This is a genomic window from Burkholderia arboris, from assembly GCF_902499125.1.
Lineage (GTDB): Bacteria > Pseudomonadota > Gammaproteobacteria > Burkholderiales > Burkholderiaceae > Burkholderia > Burkholderia arboris.
Genome location: NZ_CABVPX010000003.1, coordinates 327,117 through 351,814, shown reverse-complemented (window position 1 = coordinate 351,814; position 24,698 = coordinate 327,117). Strand labels below are relative to the sequence as shown.

The window sequence follows — 24,698 nt, the reverse complement described above, 5'->3', positions numbered from 1 at the left end:
TAACGGGCCCTCCAACAAATCCATGATACGGTATCAGAGCATCGATCGATATACACCAATAAATTCAGCGTCCACGAGAATTAGTAGAAACCCATCGCCATCCGTATCTGATGTAGCGGAACTTGCCGTCGGTCGACCGCGCCACCGCCATTCGTCACTTTAACGGCGCACTTGCGGTCTATAGATCTCTCTACTGCTGCCACCCTCCCCGCAAGTCCACTTTCTATCGCTACCGGCACACGCCAACACTGGTACAGACAGCGCGCGTTCTCCGCCTCTTCCAACGTGCAAGTATCTGGTGATACGTGCGAAAAATCCAAACCACAACGACATCGTGTCATGCTCGGCCGCGTCACCACGATCGGCTTCTCGCACCGTGGACAGACATCAAGCAATTGAACAGCATGCACGGGACATGCCGTCATCCATGTAAGCCGATGTGCGGAAATCATGACCCCGTCGTTTAGAAGACACATCGGGCAAACTCGCTCACGCTCTCGAACAAGCAAGTGCCGGGCCTCAATCATGTGATGTCCCACTGCGTAACTGAAGGCGGCCCCTCGTGCTCGCCCACCGACTTCGACCGGGCACATCGATCTCATGGTCGATTGCCCGATCCGGCAAACACGAGACAATTCCGCAATCTCAGCGGAAACCAACGGACCGAACGAGACGCAACCGGCGTCACGCAGCAACGCCCCAACGCTGCTCAGGCCGTTGGCATCCACCAGGCGCATGAGCACCGACGACAACGACTCGTCAGGATAGGGTTCGACGCGAAGCGCAAGCGGTAGCCGTAACATCGCATTCGACGGTCTGACGGAATACGGTGCCCAACTGCGATTTTCCATATCGAACTCCAGATCGATGCGGTGCTCGTTCCTAGCGGTAGGCGCCTGTCTGCATGCTCAGCAGCGTCCGGGCCACCAGTTCTTCTCCGTCGGCGGTATCGAGATACGTGACCGGCTTCTTCCACCCGAGTGACGGAACCTCTTCGTGTAGCCACGTACACAGCCACTTTTTCGCATCAAATCCCTCCGGCTCGCCTGACTCGTCAACCATTTTCTGCACAAGATTCACGAGCCTGCTCCAAACCTCTTCAGGCACATGCTCGACCATGCACGCGGATCGCCATGCGCCACAACGGCACGTTTCCATGACGTTCACCTCGCCCAGATTCGAATTCCCACGTCGGAACCCGTGGCGATCCGATTTGAATCGGATCGCCACGGGTCATGGATAGCGCTACGTCACACGGTCTGTACCACCGGACCGCCTATTGCGTCGACCAATGCGCGATGAAGGAACGCGAACGGCGGCTCCGGCAACTCCGTGAACAAACGCAAGGAAATGTGCTCAACGCTTCGGACCGAGTTCAGGATCGAACCCGGCCGAGGTCGGTATTGCCGTTCTGCGTTGACCAGTTCCGCGAATCCCTGAGGCCAGTCCGACATGATCCGTCCGATTTTCTGCATGCGCGGCGCAAGCTCATGAATGGACTTCGAGCGCAGCCCCTTGTCTGTCGATCCGCTTGTTGCACCACTGACGCGATACAGAAACGAAAGCGCACGCAGCAGTTCCCCAAGGTCAAGCGCGGCGAAATCGGAAGGGACGCCTGGCGGACAGTCCGGCACGTCATGCTCAAAGCTCATGCGCCAGCGTCGATCGATGAGCCGAGTGATCATCAACTCGTCCGGCATCGCGGGCCGACATGCGGCCGACCCGAGATCCGTCCCGCACTGACAACGCGCCAGACCCGGCCGCATGGACGACACATCACGTCGACAGCCCGGACAGCGATCGAGGAGTTGGACGCCGTGGACAGCGCAGCACGTCGCGAATACGTAAGCATTCACGCCCAGCACATGTCGGTGCTCGGCGATACACACCGGGCATACGCGCTCGTTGGCGCCAACCAGGATTGCATCGGGCTCAACCCAGTGACCGTACAAGCTGATCTTCGGGTGCTTCACCCCGTTACAGTCGATCGCTCTCACTGTCAGTGGAGTTATCGCTCGGACCAACTTAGGGGAAAGCCGGCAAACTCGGGCAAGCGCATCGGCCTCCGAGGGGAAACGCGGCCGAGCGGCAGCCACGCCGGCCCGTCGCAGCACCATCCCTGGCCCACTCAGCGCGTTGACCTCAGCAACGCGATGCAGCACCGACGAGAGCGATTCGCCGCGACGCGGCGCGACGCTAAGAAGAAGAGGGGTCGTCATTGCACGTCTCCCGCAAACGGCTCACCCGGTTGGTCGAGCGGCACACCATTGAACTTCGAATCGAAGGGATTGCGCGACGGGGGTGCGTCCTTCCAGATGTGAACGCGAAACGCTGCGGCGAAATCATGTAGTGCGACGGCTTTCGCACCGCGTCGTTCGGCGATCTGGTAGGCACCACTCAACAGCTTGCACATGTAATCCACCAGGCCTGCAGTCGCGTAATACAGCTTCATCGCAACACACTTATCAGTGATGTCCGTCATCGGCAGGGGCATATCTTTAGCAAGCGCCTGCATCACACCAATGAATGTCTCGGCGCCTTCCCGTGTGTTCACATCGAACCGGCGGATCTCCGTAACGCGAGAAAATCGGCGTCGCAATTGACCATTGACTCGAAGCACGCTAAGCAGCGATGGCAGCCCCGAAAGCACGACAGCCGCGGGCAACCGGTCCAGCAGCACCTTCAACCAGTTCGCAACCTGTCTCAACGAACGACGATCGCCTTCGACAAAGTGCTGAAACTCGTCGAGCATGATGATCTCGACGCCACAACCGTGCACCAGCTTGACAATCTGCTCCGTCAGGCGCGCGCTCGATTGACCGACTTGCGGAATCTCGCCCAAGGCAATCAGGATCGCCTCTGCAAGAGACCGAACGGTTGGCACTGCGGGCACGATGACGTAGAGCACGGGCACGTGGCGGCGCAGGACCTCCTCTCGCACCGGGAATTTGGCGCGATAGCATTCGAGCACCGTCGACTTTCCGGCGCCGGACTCTCCGACCGTTGCCAGACAACCGGCCTCGCCAGATTCCCGCAGCCACTGATGGATGTCCTCGATACTCTTGAGCGCAGCAACGAAGTCGGGATGTTCGACGATGCTTTTGCGGACATTGAATCGTTTCATGATGATCTCCTACCGTTCGGTACGCTTCATGACTGAAAATTCAGGAACACTATCGAATCTGACGACCATGGGGTCCACTTGTTCGGACTGGACGGAATCTTCCACGACGTCCCTGCCAGCGGTTCCAATCAGAAGATCCTTGCTCGACTTCCCCTTGATCTGCGCAACCCATTTACGCTTCTTGAGTTTCTGATCAAGCTCTGCCTTGGCAATCTCTTCTGCGAGACGGATACGGGCTTTGCGTAGCCCAACAGGGTTGATATCGATGCTGCTGTCTCGCATGGCGCTGGTGACTTCGTTGTGCATCCATCTGGTCAAATCCTTTGTGTAATCTGGATCGCTGCAATCAACGCGAAGGTATTCCTTCTGCCGTGGGTCGTAGACGAAAATATAGCCGGTCTGCTCGTTGAAATACCGGACCCTTACCTTTTCGTCTTCAGGGATTCTGTGACGCAGCAACTGCAATGCGCTGGAGTTGTATGAGAGATGATCAAACGTCACGCCGCTATTCGTGATCGGACGCATGACATCGTCCGAGAATGCGATAGAGAGTTGGTCGGGATCGGCCGGCATGTAGATGGGTGTTAGCCGTGCACTTTCCTGCCAGACCTGAAACGGCGTCTTGTTCTTCAGGCCACGATGCGGCGCGTGCTGATAGCACTCCACAATCCAGCGCACCACCAGCGCGGTCAGCTCGCCGAGGGACACACACGCAAGCTTCTCGGACGGGTACTCGCCACGATCCGTGGTATTCGACCAGGTTGTCCCTGGAATCGTATGGAAGAGTTGTTCCGATATCGTGCGCATGAACCGCTCGACGCGGCCCTTGAACCATGGTGCACGCTTTGGGCAGTACACGAGTGAAATCCCCAGCTCGTCGCAGCCTGCGCGCATGGCCGATCCATGGAACTCCCACGCGTTGTCACCGACGACCATCTCGGCCACACCTCGCGCCAGCCATTCGAGGTGTCCCAGGCCTAGTCGATTCAATAGATCGCGCTTGCTGAGCATGGCCATTCGCATCGCCCATCCGACCTCCTCCTGACCGGGCGAGCGCGCCCCGATATGGAATCCCATCACCATGCGAGTGTGCGCGTCGATAATCACCGTCAGAACCGGCCGAACGATGACCATGCGCGTCTGTTCGCAGACGCACATCAAGTCCACCGGTGTGTGGTCGATTTCCCAGCGCTCGTTTAGTCGTTTTGTTTTGAGCCTGCGAAACACCGGTCGATACTTCTTCAGCGCTTCGGTGCGGCCTTCCCGGGCCGCGGTGACGAGATAGCTGTTCAGTTTCTCGACATGACGATAGAGCGTTGCGCGACTGACGGTTGGCAGCGGGTTTTCGGGATCACGTTCATTGCCGGCGGCAATAGCTTCCTCAACATAGTCGTACAGGCGTGTGACATTGAGCTTCTGGTCGTTGAGGTAGTGTGTGTTGATGGCATCTTCCACCAGCGTAAGCAGTGGGCCGTCGATGATCTCGCGTCGCCCCTTGTTTTCATGGCGCGGCACCACGTCCAAGGCATCACGTGAATGCTGATAGCGCTTTCTCCAGCGACAGAAGGTTCGATAGTCCGGCGGCATCAATGCACCAACCTCACATGCCACCCGTTCGATGACCGTTTCGACCTCACGAACGCGTGAGCACTTCGCCTCCTCAACGGCTCTCAGGTAGACGAGCCTCGCGCGCATCTCGACGAGATCCTTTTCTTCGAAGGTGGAGACATCACGCCGGGCAACAACGATCGGTGAGGCACCCGTCTCGCGTAGCGATTCGATTCTGACCGACCATCGCCCGTTGCCGTGCCGTTCCCAGATTTCCGTTTCGTGCAGGCGTATTGGCGAGCCGTAGTCTGAGCTGAGTTCGATTCGACCATCGGGCAGCGCACTCTGGACGCGCCAGACGTACTCGCCCTCATCGAACTCGACGCCACGCTTAAGCGAAAATTTTTGCATGACGCACCTCCGAAGGAGCAACGTAAATGACTGCGTCGGAGGTCAACGGCACATCGAGATCGATGCCCGCGGCACCGTTGGCGATCCAAGTCAACGCGACGTCGCGCGTACGGGCCAGATGTACGAGGTTTTGGAAAGTCTTCGGATGCTTTTTTTCAACGAGCCATTGTGCTTCCCGAATCCGTTCGGACGAAATTCGCCCCCGCCACGGCCGCAAGAGTCGCAGCGTCTCGTGACGCGTGCCGGCGATATAGGTACGTTCATCCCAAACGAAGAGGGCGTGTCCATGCTGCGCGAGGACGGCTCTCGCACGGGCCAAGCGGGCTTGCACCGAAGGCTTCTGTAGATCTTTTGCAGGCTTGGCTTCCACGAAGACAACTGAGTTGTCGCGACGCACAACTTCGTAGTCGGGCGTATATCGAAACGTCTGGCCGGCCTCACTGTGGACAAATGTTCGGTCTTGGGAACTGCGAAAGCACAGGACTTCTGGGCTGAATTCCAGTAGTAGCGTCGTCCCTTCTTCCGCAAGCGAGAACCACTGCATCGAGCAAGAATTCTTGATGGAGGGCGTGAAGCCTCGAAAATTGCTGCCACTGCGGGTATCGTACGAAGGCATGATGATGTCTCCTGCACCCTTTCGGGCGCGTGGATGTGGGGGGCGCCAGTCCGAATGGACGAGCGCCGGCCGCGCGGATGTCATTTCCACGCAACGAGGAGACGAGTTGGACCTTGACGCCGAAGAGGAGGGGGCTATACTGAAGTTGCTTAGGCCTCAGTATTGCCCCGCTCATCCGGGTCGAAAGAACCAATCCGTCGTAAAGGGTTGGTTTTTTCTTTTCTGTCAAATAGGCAGCACTCCTAATTCAATAGATTGATGAGGAAAGGCATTTTCCGGATGACGTTACAGATCCAGCTTCGTCACCAGTTCGTCAAGCAAGGTGACTTCGTCACCGCTCAAACGTGTCGACGCTCGCACCAGGCGATTGATCAGGCGCAACGTATCTGCGTGCAGGTCGTCGGGCAGCCGCAGTTTCTTTTGCGAGTCGAGAGCGGCCTCGAGCAATGAAGCGACATCGGCGTTGCTCATGCCGAATACCGCGGCAATCCGCTCAATTTGTTCGGTCGATGGTGGCGGCTTAACCGCGCGCTCAAGCTTCCAGACATATTGAATCGTGACCCCAAGCTGCTTGGCCACATTCGTCTGACTGAGACCAGCTCGCTTTCGGTAGTACACCAACGCATTTGAGAACGGAGTCATCGCCTTGCACCTACACGTGTCCTATCTCTCAATGTATGTGGTGACCCAGCCGGCGGACAAGTAATTTTTTTCTTTCTCCCCCAGACAATCCAGACAGAAGAATCCTCGTGCGAACCAAAAATAGAGGGACGAGTTATGGAAACGCCGAAAAGGAGAAGAAAATAATTTCCCTTTTTGTACAAGTGTTGGCTCGTACGTTTCCCGAATAGGGTCAATTCATTCGTCAAACTTCTGAACGGCGTGTGCAGGGGAATCGACGAAAATTGATCTAAAGGTGTTCAAACGACACACAAGTTTGCGGTGACAGATGGGCCACGGCCGGCAACCGACGGGCATCCGTTGTGTGAAAGTTACACTCTCAGGACAAGTGCGAGCTGTGTCGCAAAGCGACATGAATAGCCACATATTCGGCTCACGGCGCGGCATCAAGACGATGGGATCGGTACGGCAGTAAGGAAGTGTTTGCAGTAAAAAGTCTGCGCAGAGCTCCTGGGTCTACTTCGTGAGGCCCTCGAGACGATCGAGAAGACCGTCCCGGGCGATTCGCTCAAATTCTCGCGAAAGCAACGTCACGACGACCTCCGACTTCGAGCGGCCGTAGAAGCCGATCTTGGAGATACGTTCAAGTGCCGCATCGACCTGCACGGGGAGGGTCAGCTGAACGAGCCGAGTTGCTTCGGCGGATGGCTTGCGCCCTGCACTAGCCATGACATTTCCTTGAGATCAGGCTACACTTCTGTGGAATTTAATCATATTTAAATAGGATTGCAACTCCGATCATGTGTGCTACCAGGAGCGCCGATAACATTCCTCGCTTCGCATCGGAAGCGGACCTAGTGCAAACATTTCTCAAGACCATTGAAAATGGTCAATCACCGTGGGGCACGGTTCTTTCGACGACAGAATGGGATTACAAATCTGGCTTCACTGACGTTCTTGTCCGAACCGAGAATGGTGATCTCGTTGCATTTGAAGCAAAACTGTCAGACTGGAGACGCGCAACTCATCAGGCGTACCGAAACACCATGTATGCACGGCATGCCTACGTTGTGATGCCTGAACGAGCTGCGCAGCGGGCGCTCGCGCACCCTGAGATCTTCTCAACCTATAAAATTGGCCTTTGTGTCGTTGCGATTGATGGTATAAAGGTTCTCATCGAGCCCCGCGATTGCGACCCATTACTGCCGTACTTGCATCAAAAGGCTCAAAATCATTTCGATCAAATAGCCAATGAACAACACGGCAGATCTCGCAGACGTCGCCAGGAGGCTGTGTGTCACAATTGATGCCACCTTCGTTGAACCACTAGGCAGTGGAGCATTTAAGCAGGTCTTCCTGATAGAGAAAGCTGGACAACAGCTTGCACTCAAAATTTCGACAATCTCGGAAGGCTTACAACCGCGGTTCGAGCGAGAAGTCGCAGCACTTCGCGAATGCAATCACTCAGCCATCACGAAGATATTCGACTGTTTTCCGTATAAGGAAGTCGACACCGTTTACTGGGTAACCACCGAGGAATACCTACCCGGCGGGACATTGAGTGCACGTCAACGGATCGGAGCGATATCGCTCGATGAAATCCGATCCACCGCGCTTACGCTTGCCGATGCCCTTGCGCATCTGGATTCAAAGAATTTGGTCCATCGAGATATTAAACCAGCAAATATCTTGTTCAGATCCTCAAACGAGCCTGTTCTGACAGATTTCGGACTCGTCCGAATGCTTGACGCGTCATCCTTGACTGAAGATTTTATCTTTCAAGGCCCGGGCACACCTTTTTATTCTGCTCCTGAGCAACTCAACAATAATAAGGCTGCCATCGATTGGCGGACAGACCAGTTTGGACTTGCTGTAGTTCTGGCAGAGTGTGCACTTAATTATCATCCATACTTCTGTCCCGGCATGACTAGACAAGAGACTGTTCAGTCCGTCGCCGAATACAAAAATATTCCCGATCGTACCGCGCACGACCTGACAAATATCGGGTTGGCTGCGCTCATTCGCGCCTTGCAACCTTGGCCGATTTCAAGGTATCGTTGGCCGTCTGATTTCATCAACGCTCTATCGGGGAGTGGAAATGGGCGTATACCATCAAATGGGCCATGATTCATGGAATCTAATCGATAGACCGGAATTGCAAAAATACCGCGGCCTAATTCTGAGCCCCGTCAATAATTCCCCAGCCGAAGTATCGGATCGACTAGGTCAGTTGGGTTTTACCCGCGACCTGATCGATATCATTCTCGATCCGCAACTCTACAAACCACGAAGCGATCGCGGCAAACTTGCATCCTGGCCATACTTCCCCAACGACTTCGATTCCGCCGATTTGAGCAAAGTCGCATGGTGGGTTCAGCGCGGCGAAGCACTCATAAAATGTGCCCATCAGATCGGCGCCACGGCCATCTGCTCTCCTGCTATGCTGCCACGTGTTTTTGATGACGCATATTATAGTCAGGTTGTCGACATAACAAACCAACTACATCCAATTGCACACGACTCCAAGCTAGAAATACTCCTAACTGCAATTGTCGACATTAAAACATTGGCAGAGGAAAATTCCCCCCAGCGCATCGCCACGGTCTTAACACGAACGAAAGTTTCCCGTGCCTATTTGATATTTCTAGATGATCTCAAACCACGGCAGCAACGCACTGATTACGAGTCGCTTGCAAACGCCATAAAGCTTATTAGGTTGCTCGAAAATGCCGGCACAAAAATTATTGTTGGCTTCAGCGGGCTGGACGGAATTTTATGGAAACACGCGGGTGCCACGGATCTGGCAACCGGGAAATTCTTCAATCTTCGACGCTTTGTTCCGGGAAGATGGGACGATGCGACGGATGGCGGAAAAGTTGTACCATACTGGACTGACGATGGTTTGATAACATGGCTTCGGGAGCCAGATGTACAACTCCTTTTGAATGCCAAGATAATCGATCGCCAGGCCGCTTCAAGCAATCCACATTCTGCCGAGATCTTGAAAATTCTCGATGCAAAGTCTGGCACCGCTTGGGTTGCCATCGGTTGGAGGCAGTATCTTTACTGGTTCCAGGAGATGGAGCAAACCATTGGTCAGGATCCAAATTTAGCTCTAAAGTTACTCCGAGCAGCGGACAAGAATTGGGGGGAAATTGAAAAATCGGAGATACAATTGTATGACCGACTTAATAATGGCGAATGGGTTAGGCCGTGGATAAACGCTATCGCAGAGGCGTCTCGCTAGCGTCAGATTTCTCCCACTCTCCAGATATAAAGCTCATCTCAAGGCCGCCGGTGAACGCTAAGCAGAGACTTACTGATAAGTCGTTCGGCGGCCAACAGTATTGCCAGACTCCGGCTCTGCCCTCTAAGGCCTTACCGCGACCATCGCGGTAGCTTGTCCGTCGGCCTTCGAACGAGGTACCGGCAAGACAACTACAGTTTTGACCGCGCTTCTAGATCCACGGCGATCGACTGATCCGGGCGTTGAAGCAAGGTATGAGCCGCTACCCCCAACGCGTCCGCCAGTCGCTCAATATTGTCTAGCGACACATTAATCCGTGCCCGCTCCACTTGGCTAATGAACGTCCGATCCAAATCGGCCGCGAATCCAAGTTGCTCTTGGCTAAGCATGTTTCTGACTCGAACAACACGCACGTTGAAGGCGAGCACATCCCGCAGCGACACAAGTCGCTGATTTGGATCTGGGCCTTTGAGCGGGGCTGGCATGGCCCCTATGGTTCCGATATGATGCGTTCGCATCCACGGTCTTTGCATCACGTATCGATGCAGGAAACCGGACTGATTGAACCTTGTGCAGTCAGATCATTCGCAGGATGGTTACATGCGCCTCGTACTTTTGATCGTGATGTCCGCGTTGTTAAGCGCACATCCTTTGGCCGTTGCGCAGCAACAGCAGCAGAAACAATCAGATGGAAAACAGCGAGATGAGATGGGACGCGAAATAATCAGGGGCCCCGTCAGCGGTGTGTATTTCAACAATGTTCACGTCATCTCAGACACTGTTGGAATCCGGGGATGGTCGGTCGTAGTGACCAACTCAGTCATCGAGGCGCCTGTATGTATTCGAACCAGCGGACAGAGTTCGACAATAAGTAACAACACGCTCATGTGTGATTTAGGCATCGAATTCACCGAAGCGGCCCTGATCCGCAACACGCTCACAAACAATCGATTTACGGGACGCGGAACCAATCGTCCCGATATCCTTGGATGGTAAGCACTCCGGATAGTAACGCCGTTCAAGCTCAACCGTTCGTCGTCAGTCGAGTCGGCCTGAGGCTGCGGGCCCAAAGCAACCAGTATCCAGGCAAAGAGGCACCCGAGTGCGAGGATACGGCATCTGCCTTCGTTTAGTGGAAACCGCGGACGTAGTCCTCATGTGCAGCTTCAACTTGTTCGCAAGGCCACGCATCGTAGTCATCGTTCATGACCATCCTCACTCTTCGGTGAGCCATTGGAGACTGACTTTCCAGGCGCGGAAATTCGACGACACTCCGCGTAGCGATTTCGGATCCCGGCAACACCGGGTACAGTGACCAGATCCATCTCGAGTACGTCTCCAGCTTGCCATCCCTGGCTCGACAATTCGCTCCAGAGATCGTCAGGAAGCTGCAGAACACCGTCGCCGCTCCCATCAGGGGCGTCCTGAATCTCTATGATCCAGCGCTTCGTGGCGGTCACTTCACGTCTCCACATGATTCACGCGATTGCGGGAGCCGATGTCATCAGACAATTCCCGGTGATGCCGAGCAAAGCGCTCGGGACGCAACTGCATGCTACACCGGGTTCGGCGTGCCGCGCGAAGCATCGATTTTGCACTAAGTTCGCGCGGGCGAGCTTCAAACGTGAACGGGCGACTAAGCGCCTCCAATACGACAACAATGAGGCAGCTAGCTTGATCACACATTGCGCCAGAATCCCATGTGAGCAAATTTTCTCCGATCATCTTCTGAAAACCGAGGCAAGTCACACCCTTCAAGTGCCAGACGCAGCCAATTATTCAAAGACAACATATTGAGACTGCGGACATCTTTTCTGAGAGACAACAACAATCGCCGACAAGCCCTTCCGCCCCCACCTCCCCCGTACCGGCAATCGTCAATCCAACTGTACCGGTACTGTACAGAGAACCGTCGCTAAACTGATCTCCATCCCAGCCTCGAACCGAACGGAGAATCCGCGATGGAATTCCTCACCTTGAGCGCATTGCCCGCCGGCATGCTCTTCGCGCTCGTCACATCGATCACGCCCGGCCCGAACAACACGATGTTGCTCGCATCCGGCGTCAACTTCGGCTTCCGCCGCACGATGCCGCACCTGTTCGGCATCAGCATCGGCGTCGCGATCCTGATGCTCTGCGTCGGCTTCGGCCTCGGCGAAGCGTTCAAGCGCCTGCCGCTGCTGTACACGATCCTCGAAGCCGCAAGCGTCGCGTATCTGCTGTACCTCGCGTGGCGCATCGGCACGTCGGGCGAAGTGAAGGCGCACGGCGCCAAGCCACGGCCGATGACGTTCGTCGAAGCCGCCGCATTCCAGTGGGTCAACCCGAAGGCCTGGATGATGGTGCTGACCGCCGCGACGACGGTCCGCCTGTCCGCCGACTACGGGATGAACGCCGCGTGGATGTCCGTCGTGTTCATCCTGATCGGCTTCCCGTGCATCTGCCTGTGGGCCGCGTTCGGCCTCGGCCTGCGCCGCTTCCTGTCGAACCCCCGCGCGCTGCGCATCTTCAACGTGACGATGGCCGTACTGCTGATCCTGTCGCTGTATCCGCTGATCGCGCACCTGCTGGCGTAGTGAACGCTCACCGCGCGCCCGTTGAGATTCGCCCGATGCAGGCGTACCCTTTTGTTACGAGCGCGCGCCACCGTTTCGCCGGTTGCGCCGCTGCTGCCGGGAGAGTGCCGATGAAGCCACTGCTGAGGGCGGGCGAACACATCGAGGGGATGCACTGGATCGCCGAGTATCACCCGCTCACGCACGAGATTCGTGTGCTGCGCGAAGACATCGAGATCGGCACCTACTGCGCGCCGCCGACGATGTTCGGTGAAGAGGAAGAGATGGGCGCCGCGAACCTCGCCGATCATCGCAGCCGGGAAGCCGCGCTGCGCGCGTATCTGCGCAACTTCGTGAAGCAACACGACGCGGAAGAATAGCCGGCGGCCCGATGGCTGCCGTATCGGCGGGCCGGCGCAGCGCACCGGCCCGCGCTTCGCTCAATGCCCGAGCGACTCGATCTTGCCTGCCGGCTGCGCGACACCATGCGGCCGCGCCATCTGCTTGATCAGCAACGCGATGCACGCGAGCAAGCCCGCAACGGCGATCGTCGCGAACACGCCCGCGAACGAGAAGTGCCGGCGCGTCAGTTCGGCGACGAGGAACGACCCCGCGATCCCGCCGAAGCGGCCGACGCCGAGCATCCACGCGACACCCGTGCCACGCCCTTCCGTCGGATAAAACGCAGCGGCCAGCGCCGGCATCGACGATTGCGCGGTGTTCATCAGCACGCCGGCCACGAACACGACCAGCACGAGCAGCCCGACGTTGCCGGCCGCCTGCCCGATCGCATACACGCTCACCGCCGTCAGCGCATAGCACACGGCGATCACGCGGTTCGCGTTGAAGCGGTCCATCAGCACGCCGCACAGCACGGCGCCCACGCCGCCGAGCGGGAACAGCGCCGAGATCAGCGTCGCGCTCTTCGGCGTCAGGCCCGCATCCTTCAGCAGGATCGGCATCCAGTTGATCGACGCGTAGAAGATCACGAGGCCCATGAAGTACGCGAGCCACAGCATCACCGAGCCGACGATGTACGAGCGCGACAGCACGACGCCGAGACCCTTGCTGCCCGTCTGCGGCGCGGCTTCGGTCATCGCGAACGAGCCGGCGTTCAGCGCGTCGCGCGAGATGCGTGCGAGCGTGGCGCGGATCTTGTCCACCTGCTGGCCGCTCGCGACCATGAAGCGCACCGATTCCGGCATCTTCAGCAGCAACAGCACGCCGAGCAGCAGCGGTGTCACGCCGCCGAGCATCAGCACGCTGCGCCAGCCGAAATGCGGAATCATCCACGCGGCCAGGAAACCGCCGAACGCCGCGCCGAGCGGGAACCCGCAGAACATCAGGTTGATCACGGTCGCGCGGCGCTTGTCCGGGCAGAACTCGCCCATCATCGTGACCGCGTTCGGCATCGCCGCGCCGAGCCCGACGCCGGTGATGAAGCGCAGGATCGTCAGGTGTCCGATTGTGTTCGAAAAGGCGGACATCAGGCATGCAACGCCAAACAGGAACACCGAGCCGAGCAGCAACGAGCGGCGGCCGAGCCGGTCGGACAGCGGGCCCGACACGAGCGCACCGCACGCGAGGCCGAACAGCGCGGCGCTCAGCACCGGTGCGAGATCGGGTTTGGTCAGGTTCCATTCGCCGAGCAGCGACGGTGCGATGAAGCCGATCGCGGCCGTATCGAAACCGTCGAGCAGCACGATCACGAAACACATGAGGAACACGAGCCATTGAAAGCCGCCGAACGGCTGCTCGTTGATGAAGGTCTGGACATCGACCACGGGTGTGCGATTCATCGCTAGTCTCCTGTGTGGATCCAGGTTGGCCCTTTAGCGCTTGCCTGGATCCCATGCTTCGCGGTCGACCGGAGTTCGCGCTTCAGCGCTTGCTCCAGCCCCATGCAAAGCCAGTATGTTTATAAGCGACGCGGCCTCGGAACCGCGTCTTGCCTTTGTTCGCGCACCGGCCATCCGGTGCGCCGCGCGCCGATACTCTGCCGGCGCGTTCATTCATCGTCGACGGCCCGCCAACCATCGACGGCAGGCCCCGGCTCAGGATCGCACTACAGCCGTTGCTTAACCGGCCTCGTCCTGTTCCTTGAAAATCTTGTCCGCGAGATGGAATGCGGAGTTCGCAGCCGGCACGCCGCAGTAGATCGCGGTTTGCAGCAGCACTTCCTTGATCTCGTCGCGCGTCACGCCGTTGTTGCGCGCGGCGCGCAGGTGCAGCGCCAGTTCCTCGCCACGGTTCAGCGCGACCATCATCGCGATGGTCAGCAGGCTGCGCGTATGGCGCGGCAGGCCGTCGCGCGTCCAGATCTCGCCCCATGCATAGCGCGTGATCAGGTTCTGGAATTCGTCGGTCACCTCGGTGCGGTTCTCGATCGAACGGTCGACGTGCGCGTCGCCGAGCACTGCGCGGCGCACCTTCATCCCTGCTTCGTAACGTTCCTGGTCGTCCATCGCCATGCCCTCACGCGTTGAGGAAATCGAGCAGCGCGCGGTTGAAGCCGTCGGTGCACTCGATGTTCGAAATATGCGCGGCGTCGAATTCGATGTGCAGCGCGCCGGGAATCGCGGCAGCGAGCGCGCGGCCCTGATCGGGCGGCGTCGACATGTCCTTCGCGCCGGTCACGACGAGCACCGGCAGCGTGATGCCCTTCACTTCGTCGCGCAGGTCGGCCGCGTTCAGCGCGTCGCAGTTCGCCGCATAGCCATCCTTGTCGGTATGCACGAACGTATCGCGGATCGCGTCGAACAGGCGCGGCTCGCGTTCGACGAATGCATCGGTGAACCAGCGCGGCAGCACGGCGTCGGCGAGCGCGGCCATCCCTTCGGCGCGCGCCTTCTGCGCTCGCGGCGCCCACACTTCCGGCGAGCCGATCTTCGCGGCGGTATTCGACAGCACCGCACGCACGATGCGCGACGGGTAGCGCGCGGCGAGCGCGGCGCCCGTCAGCCCGCCCATCGAGATCCCGCAGAAATGCGCGCAGTCGATGCCGACGTGGTCGAGCAGGCCGATCACGTCGCCGGCAAGCTGCTCGATCGTGTACGAACCGGCCGGCGCGTCGGAGTGGCCGTGGCCGCGCGTGTCGTAGCGCAGGATGTTGAAGTGCTGCGTGAGCGGACGGATCTGCGGCGCCCACATCTGCAGGTCGGCACCGAGCGAGTTCGAGAAGACGAGCCACGGCGCGTCGGCGCGCGCGGCACGGTCGATCCGGTAATGCAGATTCACGCCGTTGACAGTGGCGAAAGGCATCAATGTTCTCCTGGTTGAGTCGTGCCCGCATGCAGCGCGAGCACGGCGTCGACATAGGCCTGCGCCTCGCCGACGTAATGTGCGGGATCGAGCAGCCGCGCGAGCGCGTCGCGCGACAGGTGGGCCGACACGGTCGCGTCGGCGGCGAGCACGTCGAACAGCGTCGCGCCGGTGCGCACGGCTTCCTTCGATGCGTGCTCGACGACATGGTGTGCGTCGAGCCGGCCGATGCGGTCGCCGAGCGCAAGCATCACCGCTTCGCCGAGGATCAGGCCGTGCGTCAGGTCGAGGTTCGCGGCGAGGCGTTCGGTATTGACGTCGAGGCCCGCGACGATCTGCGCGATCTGCGCGAGCGCGCCGCCCGTCAGGCGCGCGAGGTCGGGCAGCGCATCCCATTCGGCCTGCCAGCCGCCGAGCGCGCGCTCGTGTTCCTGCACCATCCCCGCGAACACGGTCGCAACGAGGTTCGGTGCGCGCACTGCGGCGGTCAGCACGGCCGCGCAGCCGACCGGGTTGCGCTTGTGCGGCATCGTCGACGAGCCGCCCTTGCCGGCGGCGGCCGGTTCGCCGAGCTCGCCGACTTCGGTCTGCATCTGCAGCGACACGTCGCGCGCGATCTTGCCGAGCGTGCCCGTCAGCATGCCGAAGCAGGACGCGGCTTCCGCGATGCGGTCGCGCTGCGTGTGCCACGGCACGGCCGGCGCCGCGAGCCTCAGGTCGGCCGCGAGTGCAGCCGTCACGCCCGCCGCCTGCTCGCGCAGGCTCGCGAGCGTGCCGGCCGCGCCGCCGAACTGCAGCACGAGCACGCGCTCGCGCAATTCGGCGAAACGCGCGCGGTGGCGCAGCAGCGCATCGAGCCATTGAGCGAATTTCAGGCCGAGCGTGATCGGCAGCGCCTGCTGCAGCCACGTGCGGCCGATCATCGGCGTCGCGCGATGAGCGCGCGCGAGCGCCGCGAGCGACGCGCACGCTTCGTCGAGCATCGGTTCCAGCACGTCGAGCGTGTCGCGCAGCTGCAGCACGGTTGCGGTATCGATGATGTCCTGGCTCGTCGCGCCCCAATGCACGAACTTCGCGGCCTCGGGGTCGTCGGCCTTCACCTGCGCGGTGAGCTGCCTGACGAGCGGAATCGCGAGATTGCCGCCGAGCGCCGCGCCGTGCGCGAGCGCGTCGGCGTTGAGCCGGCCGGCGTCGCACGCGCGCTCGATCGGCGCGACCGCGGCGGCGGGAATCACCTGCTGCGCGGCGAGCGCACGCGCGAGCGCGGCCTCGACGTCGAGCATCCGCTGGATCGTCGCGCGGGGCGACCAGATCCGGTTGAGCGGCTCGGTGCCGCAGATGAGGGAGGTCAGGCGGGCGCTGTCTTCGAGCATGGCATCAGATAGGGGAAACGGCGTGCGCCTATTGTCCACCCAAGCGTGCCGGCCTGCGCGCGAGCGCACGCGGCGGCACGCCGGCGGTTCACGCAGCGGCCTTCCGCGTCGCGTCGATCAGCGGCACGCCGGTCAGCTTCTGCAGTTCGTCGAACGACAGGTCGGTGAAGATCTCGCTCACCGCGAGGCCGTCGGCCGTCACGTCGAGCACCGCGAGATCCGTATAGATACGGCTCACGCATTGCACGCCGGTGACCGGATACGAGCACTGCGCGACGATCTTGCTTTCGCCCTGCTTCGTCAGGTGCTCCATCATCACGAACACCTGCTTCGCGCCGATCGCGAGATCCATCGCGCCGCCGACGGCCGGAATCGCATCGGGCGCGCCCGTGTGCCAGTTCGCGAGGTCGCCGCTCGCCGACACCTGGAACGCACCGAGCACGCAGTAGTCGAGGTGGCCGCCGCGCATCATCGCGAACGAATCGGCATGGTGGAAATACGCGCCGCCGGTGAGCAGCGTCACGTGCTGCTTGCCGGCATTGATCAGTTCGTCGTCTTCCTCGCCGGGCGCGGGCGCGGGGCCCATGCCGAGCAGGCCGTTCTCGCTGTGCAGGAAGATTTCCTTGCTCGGGTCGAGGTGGTTCGCCACCAGCGTCGGCACGCCGATGCCGAGGTTCACGTATGCGCCTTCGGGGATGTCCTGGGCAACGCGCTTGGCCATTTCATCGCGGGTCAGTCGTTTCATCTCGGTCTCCTCAGGCGGCTTGCGATGCATGTTCGGCAGCCAGCTCGGCTGCATGCGCAGCCTGCGGCACTTCGACGACGCGCTGGACGAAAATGCCCGGCGTCACGATGTGTTCCGGGTTCAGCGCACCGAGCGGCACGACTTCCGACACCTGCACGATCGCGACCTTCGCGGCGCTGGCCATGATCGGCCCGAAGTTGCGCGCGGTCTTGCGATACACGAGGTTGCCCCAGCGATCGCCCTTGTACGCCTTCACGAGCGCGAAATCGGCATGGATCGGCGTCTCGAACACGTACGGCTTGCCGTCGATCACGCGCGTTTCCTTGCCCTCCGCGAGCTTGGTGCCGTAACCCGTCGGCGTGAAGAAGCCGCCGATGCCGGCGCCCGCCGCGCGGATGCGCTCCGCGAGATTGCCCTGCGGCACGAGTTCCAGCTCGATCTCGCCCGCGCGGTACAGCCCGTCGAACACCTGCGAATCGCTCTGGCGCGGAAACGAGCAGATGATCTTGCGCACCTGCTTCGCCTTCAGCAGCGCCGCGAGGCCGGTCTCGCCGTTACCCGCGTTGTTGTTGACGATCGTCAGGTCGCGCGCGCCCTGTGCGATCAGCGCGTCGATCAGCTCGGACGGCATGCCGGCCGTGCCGAAGCCGCCGATCATGATTGTCGCGCCATCGTGGATGTCGGCCACCGCCGACTGGAGCGATTCGAAAATCTTGTTGACCATGTCTCTTCCTGATACGAACCCGCGGCTCGATGCGCGGCCTGTCGAGGGGACACGCGCGTGCCGCGTGCCGCGCCGGGGCCGATGTCGATCCCGGTATTTGTTCGCTATTCGAACCTAGATTCGATTAGCGAACGATGGGCCGATCATAGAGTCGCGCACAGCGCGTTGTCAAGGCGGGTTCCCTCGGGGGCCGTCGCGTCGTCGAACGGCAGGCCGACATAGTTTTCGGCGAGCGACTGCGCGGCGGCCCGCGAGCGCGTCACGTATTTCAGCTCGGCAAACTTCAGGCGATTGACGAACGGCGAATCGTCCGGCGACGCGTGCAGCATGTTCGTCATGAAGTACGAGAAGTGCTCGGCGCGCCACACGCGTTCGAGGCAGGTCGCCGAATACGTGTCGAGCGGCGTCGCGTCGCCCGTCCGGTAGCGCGCGCCGAGCGCGCGGGACAGCGCGCGGACGTCGGCCACCGCGAGGTTCATCCCCTTCGCGCCGGTCGGCGGCACGATGTGCGCGGCGTCGCCGGCGAGGAACAGGCGTCCGTGCTGCATCGTCTCCGACACGAAACTGCGCATCGGCGTCACGCTCTTCTGCGTGATCCGGCCCTCGGTCGGCGTCCAGCCGGTATCGTTCGAGAAGCGCGTGTGCAGTTCATCCCAGATCCGCGTGTCGGACCATTCGGCCAGGTCCTCGTCCGGCTTGCACTGCAGGTACAGGCGCGTGACCGTCGGCGAGCGCATCGAGAACAGCGCGAAGCCGTTGTCGTGGTGCGCGTACACGAGTTCGTCGAGCGACGGCGCCGCATCGGCGAGGATGCCGAGCCAGGCGAACGGGTAGACGCGCTCGAACGTATTCAGCCGTTCGGCCGGGATCGTCTGGCGTGCGATGCCGTGGAAGCCGTCGCAGCCGGCGACGTAGTCGCAGTCGATGCGGTCGGCGCGGCCGTCCGCGTGCTTGAACGTGACGAACGGGTGCTCGCCTTCGACGTCGTGCAGCGCGACATCGCTGACTTCGAAATGCATCGAATGGCCATGCTCGACGCCGGCCGCGATCAGGTCGCGCACGACTTCGTGCTGGCTGTAGACGGTGATCGCGCGCCCGCCGGTCAGTTCGGACAGGTCGATGCGATGGCGCTGGCCGTCGAACAGCAGTTCGATGCCGTGATGTTCGAGCCCTTCGCGGCGCATCCGGTCGCCGAGACCGGCTTCGTTCAGCGTGTCGACCGTGCCCTGCTCCAGCACGCCGGCGCGGATGCGGTTCTCGCAGTATTCGCGCGAACGCGCTTCGACGAGGATGGAATCGACGCCTTGCAGGCGCAGCAGATGGGACAGCAAAAGGCCGGACGGCCCGGCGCCGATGATCGCGACTTGGGTGCGCATTGTTCGTCTCCTGAACATTAATTCGAATCGTCGAACACATTTGAGCGCTTTCCCGACTATGCGGCAACGCGATTCAGGAGATATGTTGTATACGTTTTGACGATACTGGACCGGCGATGGATACGCTCGATCTGAACCTGATTCCCTACCTCGTCGCGCTCGACGACACCCGCAACGTGAGCCGCGCGGGCGACCTGCTCGGCGTGAGCCAGCCGCGCGTGAGCACCGCGCTCGGCCGGCTGCGCGAGTATTTCGGCGATCCGCTGTTCGTGCGCACGTCGCGCGGGATGGAGCCGACGCCGCGCGCGCTCGCGCTGCTGCCGGCCGCCCGCGATTCCCTCGCGCAGATCGAGCGCGGCCTCGTCGCGCCGCACGACTTCGATCCGGCCGAGAGCACGCATACGTTCTCGATCGCGCTGTCGGACGTCGGCGAGATCGTGTTCCTGCCGAAGCTGCTGCAGGCTTTCGCGACACGCGCACCGCATGCGAACCTGCGTTCGGTCTCGCTCGCGCACGACGAAGTCGGGCGTGGCCTCGAAGCCGGGTCGATCGATCTCGCGGTCGGCTACTTCCCCGACCTCGACGGCAACAACTTCTTCCAGCAGCGGTTGTTCACGCACCGGTTCGTGTGCCTGATGCGGCGCGGCCATCCGTTCGAGCAGGCGCCGCCGTTCACGGTCGAGCAGTTCCTCGCGTGCGGGCACGCGGTGGTGCGCGCCGAAGGCCGCAGCCAGGAGGTGCTCGAGAAATATCTGGCGAAGCAGCGCATGCAGCGCCGCGCGGTGCTCGAGACGCCGCACTTCATGAGCCTGCCGTTCATCCTGAGCCGCACCGACCTGATCGCGACGGTGCCGCACGCGATCGGCTATGCGTATGCGGCCGAGCACGCGTTCATCGTGCCCGTCGAGCCGCCGCTCGCCCTGCCGCGCTTCGACCTGAAACAGCACTGGCATCGCAAGTACCACAACGATCCGCGCACCGCGTGGCTGCGCGGCGTCGTCGCGTCGCTGTTCAACGACGAGCAGGACGAATGGCCGAAGTGACGAAGGGCGAGCGGCAGCCCGCACGCACGACCCGCGAAAGCATGAAACAATGGCCGGATATCCGCCGCCGCTGGCGGCCTTCGATGGAGCCACTACATGGGTAAGGGTAAGAAATCCGCAGTGACCGAGCCGGCCGCATCCCGGCCGAGCCGTGAAGAAGCAGAAGACGCCGTCCGCGTGCTGTTGCGCTGGGCCGGCGACGATCCCGCCCGCGAAGGCCTGATCGATACGCCCGCACGCGTCGTGCGTGCATACGAGCAGTTCTTCGCCGGCTATGCGCTGGAGCCGCGCGACATCCTCGCGCGCACGTTCAGCGAAGTCGACGGTTACGACGAGATGATCGTGCTGAAGGACATCCGCTTCGAGAGCTACTGCGAGCACCACATGGTGCCGATCATCGGCCGCGCGCACGTCGCGTATCTGCCGAACCATCGCGTGGTCGGTATCTCGAAGCTCGCGCGCCTCGTCGACGCATTCGCGAAGCGCCTGCAGATCCAGGAAAAGATGACCGTGCAGATCGCCGATACGCTGTTCGACGTGCTGCAGCCGAAGGGTGTCGGCGTGATCCTCGAAGCCGCGCACCAGTGCATCTCGACGCGCGGCGTGCACAAGCCGGGCGTTGAAATGGTCACGTCGCGCATGCTCGGCACGTTCCGCACCGATCCGTCGACGCGGCGCGAATTCCTGTCGATCGTCGCCAATCCTTCTTCAGTCAACCTGACGAATACCTGATGGCGCAGACGAAGCAAGCGGCGCACGCGCCCGTCGTGCTCGTGACCGGCGCCGCGCGCCGGGCCGGGCGCGCGTTCGCCGAGTATTTCGCGAAGCATGGGTATCGCACCGCGGTGCATTACGATCGTTCGGCCGATGCCGCGCAAGCGGCCGCCCGCGCGATCGCCGAACGCGGGCACGATTCGGTCGCGCTGCAGGCCGACCTGTCGGATGCCGCACAGATCACCGCGCTGATCGACCAGGTGTATGCGCGCTTCGGGCGCCTCGACGTGCTGGTCAACAACGCGTCGGTGTTCTGGCAGGACCATTTCCCGAGCTTCGACCTCGCGGCGTTCGACCAGGCGTGGGCCGTCAACTGCCGTGCGCCGATCCTGCTCACGCGCGCGTTCTACGAACGGGCGCGTGCGGCCGGCACGCAGGGAGTCGTCGTGAATGTGGTCGACCAGAAGATCAAGGAAAACTTTCATCGCGACCACTTCAGCTACACGGTCGCCAAGGCCGCGCTCGGCAACCTCACGCAGATGCTCGCGCTGTCGTCCGCGCCGGTGCTGCGCGTGAATGCCGTATTCCCCGGGCTGATGCTGCCGAGCGACGACCAGACGCAGGCCGACTTCGAACACGCGAGCCGCGCGTCGACGCCGCTCGCGCGCATCGCCGGCCCCGACGACGTCGCGAGCGCGATCCTGCTGCTGACGGGCAATGCGTACAACGGCGTGGATTTCGTTGTGGATGCGGGGCAGAACCTGATCCGCGTCGACCAGGACGTGCTGTACAAGCACCGCTCGCCCGCCGGCAAGCACTGACGCACACGGCACGCGCCCGCGCGAACCGGGCGCGCCGCCGCCCGCCGCCCGCCGCCCGCCGCATTACGGCTTCTCGGCGCTCCCGCCTTCGCGGACCTTGCCCTGCGCGACGCTCGTGCCGGCCGGCACGCTGTGCGTGAGCCACACGTTGCCGCCGATCACCGAGCCGCGCCCGATCGTCACGCGGCCGAGAATCGTCGCACCCGCATAGATCACCACGTCGTCCTCGACGATCGGGTGCCGGGCATTGCCCTTCACCAGCGCGCCTTCGCCATCGGCCGGGAAACTCTTCGCGCCGAGCGTGACGGCCTGGTACACGCGCACGCGCTCGCCGATGATCGCGGTTTCGCCGATCACGACACCGGTGCCGTGGTCGATGAAGAAGCTCGGGCCGATCTGCGCGCCCGGGTGGATGTCGATGCCGGTGGCCGAGTGCGCGATTTCATTGATGAATCGCGCGAGCAGCGGCACGCCGAGCTGGTGCAGCGCATGCGCGAGCCGGTGGTGCATCATCGCGAGCACGCCGGGGTAGCACAACAGGATCTCGGTGATGTGCTGCGCGGCCGGATCGCCCGCGTACGCGGCCTGGATGTCGCTGACGAGCAGCGCGCGCACCGCCGGCAACTGCCGGCCGAATTCGCGCGCGATCTCGAACGCACGTTCGTCGAGCTCGGCGAACGGCGTATCGGCATGTTCGGGCAGAAACGGCAGCGCACGGCGGATCTGCTCGGACAGGATGCGCAACGTGCTTTCGAGCGTGTGGCCGACGTAGTAGTCGACGCTTTCGTCGGTCAGGTCCGGCGCGCCGTAATGCGTCGGAAACATCGACGCGCGCAGGCCGGTCACAATCTTGCAGATCGCATCGCGCGACGGCAGTTCGCGGATGCCGCGCGGATGGCGCGTGCGATGGAGTTCCTCGCGCGACTCGCGCAAGCCGGCAACGATTTCTTCGAGGTCCCACTGACGGACGGGTGATGTCGACATATGCCAATGCAGGCGACCGCGCTCGGTCGCACGGCCGCTAATAAAGTGACGGGTTCCACAAGATTACCGCGTTTTTTGTCCCGGAGCGGTACACCGGGGATCGGCCGGACGGCCGGCGCTGTGCGAGCGCGGCGGCGTCACATCGTGATGCTGCTCGCGTCGATCCATCGCACGGCCCAGTCGCGTGCGTGCGCGATTGCGTCGCCTTCGTCGTTGAACTGGAGCTCGATCGGGAAAAAACGGTTCGCAACGAGTTCCCCGTCGCTCGATCGGGAGATCACGACGTAGGGTTTGAACGAACCATCGCTGGCGCGCGCGGGCGCGCAGTTCAACAGATAACCGCGGTGCGTGAAGGCAGTAGTCGCTTGCATGAATCCGCCACCTCTAGTCCCTTGCTTTGTTGTTCACTACCCGTCTTTAAGGGTGCTGCGGCGCCCCGGCGCGGGCAGAGGCGGCGAGACTTCATCCCCTGTCGCCGCTTCGCAGGAAAAGAATCATACTCTGTAGAAAACGCGTCTTCTAGCTGAAATAAATCATGACAAATCAGTGCGCGTCGCGCGACCGCGGCGATCGCCCGCGCGCCTTTTCCCGTCGTGCCCGGAACGGGATTTGCTTCGATCCGGAGCGTTTCGCCGCCAGGAGAGCCGCGATGGAATCATCCGGTCAAACAGGTCGTGTACGCCCGCGCAGCATCGAGCTCGACAACGACGACACGCACGACAGCACGGTCGACACCGACGGCAAAAATCGCGAAGCGTCGCGCCTCGCCGGCGGCGGGCCGTTCTCGCCCGACCAGATCACGGGCAGCAACGCCTCGCTCGTCAACGCGATGCCGGAAGCCGGCGACGGCTTCGCCGGTTTCGACAGCCGCCCCGGCGGCAACCACCCGGCGTTCGCACTGCGCGCGGGCTACATGGTGGTCGAGAAAGGCTTCGACGCGCCATCGCCCGGCGATGCGTGGTTCGGCCCCGTTCACAGGATGTACGGCAGCACGTACTGGCCCGGCCACGGACGGCGGCCGGAACGCATCATCGAGCTGACGGCCGTGCCGAGCTAGCCGGGCGTTTGAATCGGTCGTTCGTTTGCGGAGCGGCACCGGTCGACGACCGATGCCGACGGGTCGGCGCGCGCGACCGACGCTCGAGTGAACGATTTCACGCATCGGCGTCGACGGTTTCATGCATGCCGCACATCGTGCCGATGCCGTTGCGTTGATCGAAGTCATGTCGAAACGGCGCAGTTGCGATTGAATGGCGATGCGTGCGGTGCATCGATGTGCCGGTCGCGCACGGTCGATGCGCGTACCCACGCAACGCATCACGTCGCTGCGTGCATCTGCGCTCCGCCGCCGGCGCGAACAGCGGCATCGATCCAGCCACGCGCCACATCTCGCGCGGTGCAGCATGCGCCGCGCGCATGGCCGTTCGCCGCTGCAACAGACGCGATGCGACCACGCGACCCGACGGGCACCTCGCTGCAAAGTCCCCGCCGTTGGTTTACTCTGCCTCGCAGCATTGCGCATTGCCCAGCCTGAT

The 24,698-nt window shown here is 61.5% G+C and carries 30 protein-coding genes; 10 read left to right on the top strand and 20 right to left on the bottom strand.

The window, feature by feature from the left end; genetic code table 11:
* Positions 1-80: 80 nt before the first annotated feature.
* The 8 genes from BLA15945_RS38000 to BLA15945_RS05985 form a co-directional block, all read right to left on the bottom strand.
* A complete protein-coding gene (locus BLA15945_RS38000; RefSeq protein ID WP_407045088.1) occupies positions 81-803 on the bottom strand; it encodes a TniQ family protein in 723 nt (240 codons plus the stop codon).
* A 79-nt stretch (positions 804-882) separates the two neighbouring features.
* Positions 883-1,080, bottom strand: coding sequence for an antitoxin Xre/MbcA/ParS toxin-binding domain-containing protein (locus tag BLA15945_RS06015; RefSeq protein ID WP_230963174.1), 198 nt, complete (start codon positions 1,078-1,080; stop codon positions 883-885).
* A 170-nt stretch (positions 1,081-1,250) separates the two neighbouring features.
* Entirely contained in the window at positions 1,251-2,219 is a 969-nt protein-coding gene (locus BLA15945_RS06010) for a TniQ family protein (protein ID WP_174991766.1), read from the bottom strand.
* Positions 2,216-3,124 carry a TniB family NTP-binding protein gene (locus BLA15945_RS06005; protein ID WP_174991765.1) on the bottom strand — a complete coding sequence of 303 codons (909 nt, stop codon included), beginning with the start codon at positions 3,122-3,124 and terminating at the stop codon, positions 2,216-2,218. The genes BLA15945_RS06010 and BLA15945_RS06005 overlap by 4 nt, the downstream gene beginning before the upstream one ends.
* Positions 3,125-3,133: 9 nt before the next feature.
* Positions 3,134-5,083 (bottom strand): Mu transposase C-terminal domain-containing protein, encoded by a 1,950-nt coding sequence (locus tag BLA15945_RS06000; protein ID WP_174991764.1) that lies wholly within the window; start codon positions 5,081-5,083, stop codon positions 3,134-3,136.
* Complete coding sequence (locus tag BLA15945_RS37580) at positions 5,064-5,699, bottom strand: TnsA endonuclease N-terminal domain-containing protein (RefSeq protein WP_233464127.1); 636 nt, start codon at positions 5,697-5,699, stop codon at positions 5,064-5,066. Before BLA15945_RS37580 ends, BLA15945_RS06000 begins: the two co-directional genes overlap by 20 nt.
* Before the next feature lie 285 nt (positions 5,700-5,984).
* On the bottom strand, positions 5,985-6,341 hold the full coding sequence (locus tag BLA15945_RS05990) for a helix-turn-helix domain-containing protein (RefSeq protein ID WP_174991763.1): 357 nt from the start codon (positions 6,339-6,341) through the stop codon (positions 5,985-5,987).
* A gap of 495 nt (positions 6,342-6,836) precedes the next feature.
* The gene (locus BLA15945_RS05985) at positions 6,837-7,049 is read right to left on the bottom strand and encodes a hypothetical protein (RefSeq protein ID WP_080330637.1); all 213 of its coding nucleotides are present in this window, start codon (positions 7,047-7,049) and stop codon (positions 6,837-6,839) included.
* 128 nt (positions 7,050-7,177) lie between these two features.
* Here BLA15945_RS05985 and BLA15945_RS05980 point away from each other — a divergent pair, with 128 nt between their 5' ends.
* From BLA15945_RS05980 to BLA15945_RS05970, 3 genes are read left to right on the top strand one after another with little or no spacing between them, the layout of a single operon-like run.
* A complete protein-coding gene (locus tag BLA15945_RS05980) occupies positions 7,178-7,627 on the top strand; it encodes a hypothetical protein (protein WP_174991762.1) in 450 nt (149 codons plus the stop codon).
* Complete coding sequence (locus BLA15945_RS05975; RefSeq protein ID WP_174991761.1) at positions 7,572-8,447, top strand: serine/threonine protein kinase; 876 nt, start codon at positions 7,572-7,574, stop codon at positions 8,445-8,447. Before BLA15945_RS05980 ends, BLA15945_RS05975 begins: the two co-directional genes overlap by 56 nt.
* Positions 8,419-9,567 carry a hypothetical protein gene (locus tag BLA15945_RS05970; protein WP_174991760.1) on the top strand — a complete coding sequence of 383 codons (1,149 nt, stop codon included), beginning with the start codon at positions 8,419-8,421 and terminating at the stop codon, positions 9,565-9,567. The genes BLA15945_RS05975 and BLA15945_RS05970 overlap by 29 nt, the downstream gene beginning before the upstream one ends.
* Positions 9,568-9,758: 191 nt before the next feature.
* On the opposite strand, the gene BLA15945_RS05965 is transcribed toward BLA15945_RS05970, so the two are convergent.
* Complete coding sequence (locus tag BLA15945_RS05965; protein ID WP_174991759.1) at positions 9,759-10,052, bottom strand: helix-turn-helix domain-containing protein; 294 nt, start codon at positions 10,050-10,052, stop codon at positions 9,759-9,761.
* A 115-nt stretch (positions 10,053-10,167) separates the two neighbouring features.
* Here BLA15945_RS05965 and BLA15945_RS05960 point away from each other — a divergent pair, with 115 nt between their 5' ends.
* A complete protein-coding gene (locus BLA15945_RS05960) occupies positions 10,168-10,563 on the top strand; it encodes a hypothetical protein (RefSeq protein ID WP_174991758.1) in 396 nt (131 codons plus the stop codon).
* Positions 10,564-10,763: 200 nt separating this feature from the next.
* Here the strand turns inward: BLA15945_RS05960 and BLA15945_RS05955 are convergent, their stop codons facing one another.
* Positions 10,764-11,027: a hypothetical protein gene (locus BLA15945_RS05955; protein WP_174991757.1), complete on the bottom strand. Its 264-nt coding sequence runs from the start codon at positions 11,025-11,027 to the stop codon at positions 10,764-10,766.
* A 501-nt stretch (positions 11,028-11,528) separates the two neighbouring features.
* On the opposite strand from BLA15945_RS05955, the gene BLA15945_RS05950 reads away from it, so the two are divergent.
* Together BLA15945_RS05950 and BLA15945_RS05945 are read left to right on the top strand one after the other, a co-directional pair.
* The gene (locus BLA15945_RS05950; protein ID WP_059238161.1) at positions 11,529-12,143 is read left to right on the top strand and encodes a LysE family translocator; all 615 of its coding nucleotides are present in this window, start codon (positions 11,529-11,531) and stop codon (positions 12,141-12,143) included.
* 110 nt (positions 12,144-12,253) lie between these two features.
* Positions 12,254-12,502: a hypothetical protein gene (locus BLA15945_RS05945; RefSeq protein ID WP_059238163.1), complete on the top strand. Its 249-nt coding sequence runs from the start codon at positions 12,254-12,256 to the stop codon at positions 12,500-12,502.
* A 60-nt stretch (positions 12,503-12,562) separates the two neighbouring features.
* Here BLA15945_RS05945 and BLA15945_RS05940 read toward each other — a convergent pair whose 3' ends face one another.
* The 7 genes from BLA15945_RS05940 to pobA all read right to left on the bottom strand — a co-directional run bounded on the left by BLA15945_RS05940 (position 12,563) and on the right by pobA (position 19,601).
* Entirely contained in the window at positions 12,563-13,921 is a 1,359-nt protein-coding gene (locus BLA15945_RS05940) for an MFS transporter (protein ID WP_059238166.1), read from the bottom strand.
* 279 nt (positions 13,922-14,200) lie between these two features.
* A complete protein-coding gene (pcaC, locus tag BLA15945_RS05935; RefSeq protein ID WP_059240862.1) occupies positions 14,201-14,587 on the bottom strand; it encodes a 4-carboxymuconolactone decarboxylase in 387 nt (128 codons plus the stop codon).
* Between the two features lie 10 nt (positions 14,588-14,597).
* On the bottom strand, positions 14,598-15,383 hold the full coding sequence (gene pcaD, locus BLA15945_RS05930) for a 3-oxoadipate enol-lactonase (protein WP_059238167.1): 786 nt from the start codon (positions 15,381-15,383) through the stop codon (positions 14,598-14,600).
* A complete protein-coding gene (locus BLA15945_RS05925) occupies positions 15,383-16,756 on the bottom strand; it encodes a 3-carboxy-cis,cis-muconate cycloisomerase (protein WP_174991756.1) in 1,374 nt (457 codons plus the stop codon). The genes pcaD and BLA15945_RS05925 overlap by 1 nt, the downstream gene beginning before the upstream one ends.
* Before the next feature lie 88 nt (positions 16,757-16,844).
* A complete protein-coding gene (locus tag BLA15945_RS05920) occupies positions 16,845-17,501 on the bottom strand; it encodes a CoA transferase subunit B (RefSeq protein ID WP_174991755.1) in 657 nt (218 codons plus the stop codon).
* 10 nt (positions 17,502-17,511) lie between these two features.
* Positions 17,512-18,225, bottom strand: coding sequence for a 3-oxoacid CoA-transferase subunit A (locus tag BLA15945_RS05915; protein WP_059238171.1), 714 nt, complete (start codon positions 18,223-18,225; stop codon positions 17,512-17,514).
* A gap of 143 nt (positions 18,226-18,368) precedes the next feature.
* On the bottom strand, positions 18,369-19,601 hold the full coding sequence (gene pobA, locus BLA15945_RS05910; protein ID WP_174991754.1) for a 4-hydroxybenzoate 3-monooxygenase: 1,233 nt from the start codon (positions 19,599-19,601) through the stop codon (positions 18,369-18,371).
* Between the two features lie 116 nt (positions 19,602-19,717).
* Between pobA and BLA15945_RS05905 the strand changes: the two genes are divergently transcribed.
* The 3 genes from BLA15945_RS05905 to BLA15945_RS05895 all read left to right on the top strand — a co-directional run bounded on the left by BLA15945_RS05905 (position 19,718) and on the right by BLA15945_RS05895 (position 22,179).
* Positions 19,718-20,644: a LysR family transcriptional regulator gene (locus BLA15945_RS05905; protein WP_174991753.1), complete on the top strand. Its 927-nt coding sequence runs from the start codon at positions 19,718-19,720 to the stop codon at positions 20,642-20,644.
* Positions 20,645-20,740: 96 nt separating this feature from the next.
* Positions 20,741-21,376 (top strand): GTP cyclohydrolase I FolE, encoded by a 636-nt coding sequence (gene folE / locus BLA15945_RS05900; RefSeq protein WP_059238178.1) that lies wholly within the window; start codon positions 20,741-20,743, stop codon positions 21,374-21,376.
* On the top strand, positions 21,376-22,179 hold the full coding sequence (locus BLA15945_RS05895) for an SDR family oxidoreductase (RefSeq protein WP_059238180.1): 804 nt from the start codon (positions 21,376-21,378) through the stop codon (positions 22,177-22,179). The genes folE and BLA15945_RS05895 overlap by 1 nt, the downstream gene beginning before the upstream one ends.
* A gap of 63 nt (positions 22,180-22,242) precedes the next feature.
* Here BLA15945_RS05895 and epsC read toward each other — a convergent pair whose 3' ends face one another.
* Positions 22,243-23,163, bottom strand: a complete 921-nt coding sequence (epsC, locus tag BLA15945_RS05890; protein WP_059238182.1) for a serine O-acetyltransferase EpsC — start codon at positions 23,161-23,163, stop codon at positions 22,243-22,245.
* 137 nt (positions 23,164-23,300) lie between these two features.
* The gene (locus BLA15945_RS05885; protein ID WP_059238184.1) at positions 23,301-23,534 is read right to left on the bottom strand and encodes a hypothetical protein; all 234 of its coding nucleotides are present in this window, start codon (positions 23,532-23,534) and stop codon (positions 23,301-23,303) included.
* 278 nt (positions 23,535-23,812) lie between these two features.
* Between BLA15945_RS05885 and BLA15945_RS05880 the strand changes: the two genes are divergently transcribed.
* Positions 23,813-24,220 carry a DUF3005 domain-containing protein gene (locus BLA15945_RS05880; RefSeq protein WP_059238186.1) on the top strand — a complete coding sequence of 136 codons (408 nt, stop codon included), beginning with the start codon at positions 23,813-23,815 and terminating at the stop codon, positions 24,218-24,220.
* Positions 24,221-24,317: 97 nt separating this feature from the next.
* Here BLA15945_RS05880 and BLA15945_RS05875 read toward each other — a convergent pair whose 3' ends face one another.
* Positions 24,318-24,581: a hypothetical protein gene (locus BLA15945_RS05875; protein WP_059238188.1), complete on the bottom strand. Its 264-nt coding sequence runs from the start codon at positions 24,579-24,581 to the stop codon at positions 24,318-24,320.
* Positions 24,582-24,698 lie beyond the last annotated feature (117 nt).